Origin of the sequence: Mycobacterium sp., assembly GCF_049673265.1 — a bacterium.
Lineage (GTDB): Bacteria > Actinomycetota > Actinomycetes > Mycobacteriales > Mycobacteriaceae > Mycobacterium.
The window spans coordinates 1-2,158 of sequence record NZ_JBATXN010000467.1 but is presented as its reverse complement, the minus strand read 5'-3'; the positions used below and the strand labels follow the sequence as shown (position 1 = coordinate 2,158).

General features: G+C 68.5%; 2 protein-coding genes and 1 pseudogene. All 3 read right to left on the bottom strand.

The features are described 5' to 3' along the window. The coding region (gene ribD / locus WBF82_RS16270) for a bifunctional diaminohydroxyphosphoribosylaminopyrimidine deaminase/5-amino-6-(5-phosphoribosylamino)uracil reductase RibD (protein ID WP_424384010.1) at nucleotides 1-779 on the bottom strand (779 nt) is incomplete at its 3' end. Further along, a complete protein-coding gene (rpe, locus tag WBF82_RS16265; protein WP_424384009.1) occupies nucleotides 776-1,465 on the bottom strand; it encodes a ribulose-phosphate 3-epimerase in 690 nt (229 codons plus the stop codon). The genes ribD and rpe, both read right to left, overlap by 4 nt. 100 nt (nucleotides 1,466-1,565) lie before the next feature. Beyond that, nucleotides 1,566-2,158, bottom strand: a pseudogene (locus tag WBF82_RS16260) (rRNA cytosine-C5-methyltransferase); the annotation flags it as partial.

The following is a 2,158-nucleotide window of genomic DNA, read 5'->3' as shown; positions in this document are numbered from 1 at the left end:
ACTTCGGCCGGATCACGGGTGCGGATCACCATCGTCCGCGAGTCGTCGTTGAGAACCTTTGCTTCCGAAGGTATTTCACGGTGGCCGACAACCACACGCAGCGGTTGGCGAGCCGCCAGTTTCGCTTTGGCCACCCGGGCGGTCAACGTCGGGTCGTCGGTGAGCACCGTCCCTGTGCCAACCACGATGGCGTCGGCCGCTGCCCGGCGGCGGTGCAGGTCGGCGCGCGCGGCCGCGCTGGTGATCCACTGGCTTGAGCCGTCCGCGGCCGCACTGCGCCCATCGATGCTGGTGGCGTATTTCCATGTCACGTGCGGCAACCCGGTGCGCTGCTTGTGCAGCCATTCGCGCAGCGGTCCGGCAGCGACCAGGTCGGCTTCCACATCGCCGACAACATGTACTCCGGCGGCGGCAAGTCGCGCTGCGCCGCCGCTGGCGGTGGGGTTCGGATCGGCGACCGCGTACACCACCGACGCGACGCCCGCGTCGAGCAGGGCGTCCACACACGGCGGGGTCTTGCCGTGGTGGTTGCAGGGTTCCAAGGTGACCACCGCGGTGCCCCCCTCGGCCAGACGCCCTGCCCGACGCAGCGCCACCACCTCGGCATGCGCACTGCCCGCCGGTTGGGTGCCGCCTGCGCCGGCGACTCGGCCATCGCGGTCCAGAATGACTGCACCGACCGGCGGGTTGGGATAAGTGCTGCCCTTGACCAGGTCGGCGTGTTCGACGGCAAGTCGCATGGCGGCGTCGTAACTGATGGCCGCCGCCTGCACACTCATCGGCGTAGGTGCGGTGACGCGGCACCGGCCCGTCGCCGTAGTGCCTCAACCGCAACGCCCGGATCCTCGGCACCGTAAACCGCGGAGCCCGCGACAAAGCAGTCGACACCTGCCTCCGCGGCCTGCTCGATGGTGTCGGCATTGATGCCGCCGTCGATTTCGATCAAGATCGTCAACTCACCCGAGTCGACCATCTTGCGTACCGTGCGGACCTTGCTCAGCACCTCGGGAATGAAGTCCTGACCGCCGAAACCAGGCTCGACCGACATGACCAGAAAAGTGTCAAAGTCCTTGAGGATGTCCAGGTAAGGCTCCAGCGGAGTGCCGGGCTTGATGCTCAGGCCTGCCTTGGCACCGGCGGCGCGAATATCGCGGGCCACGCCGACCGGGTTGTCGGTTGCCTCGGCGTGGAACGTGACGTTGTAGGCGCCCGCTTCGGCGTACGGCGGCGCCCATCGGTCGGGGTTCTCGATCATCAGATGGCAGTCCATCGGAATGTCGCTGGCCGCCAACAGACTTTCGACTACCGGCAACCCGATCGTTAGGTTCGGCACGAAATGTGCGTCCATGACGTCAACGTGCAACCAGTCGGCGCCTTCGACGACCGCGGCCTCGTGGGCCAGCCGGGCGAAATCAGCGGCCAGTATCGACGGCGCGATCAATGGCCGGTCGGTCTTGCCTGACATGGGCTTCAGCCTAGTCTGGCGATATCGCACGACAGCCGCCGAGTGTGGGGTTGATGCACGCCTTTCGGCGGAATCCGTGACACAACCCCACACTCAGCGGTCAATCCACCTTCAGGGCCGCGGCGAACATGGCGTCGGTGCCGTGCCGGTGCGGCCACAGCTGAACGTAGGGGCCCTCCCCCAAATCTTCGACGGGTTCGAATAGCGGCCGCGCGTCCAGCGCGGAGACCGGATGGCGTCGCAGCGCATCACCGACTACGCCGACCGTCTCGGCCAGGTGCGGCGAGCAGGTGGCATAGAGCACGACGCCGCCGGGCCTGGTCAGCTCAATCGCGGCACCCAACAACTCGCGTTGCAGCCGGGTCAGCGCCGGGATGTCGGCGGGCTGGCGCCGCCAGCGCGACTCAGGCCTGCGCCGCAATGCGCCCAGCCCGGTGCAGGGCACGTCGACCAGCACCCGGTCGAAACCCGGGTCCAGGCCGCTGCGACGTCCGTCGGCGCACAACACCTCGACCGGCAGGCCACGGGTGTTTTGGGCAACCAGGTCGGCGCGGTGCTGCGCCTGTTCCACCGCGGTGATCCGGGCCCCCGACGCCGCGCCCAACGCGGCCAGCAGCGCGGTCTTGCCGCCTGGCCCGGCGCAAAGATCCAGCCAGCGCCCGGCGTCGTCGGCCACCGGCGCCACGGCGAGGG

Excerpts from the sequence above, each read along its gene's own strand:
- rpe (WP_424384009.1), bottom strand. The coding sequence starts at position 1,465 with ATGTCAGGCAAGACCGACCGGCCATTGATCGCGCCGTCGATACTGGCC.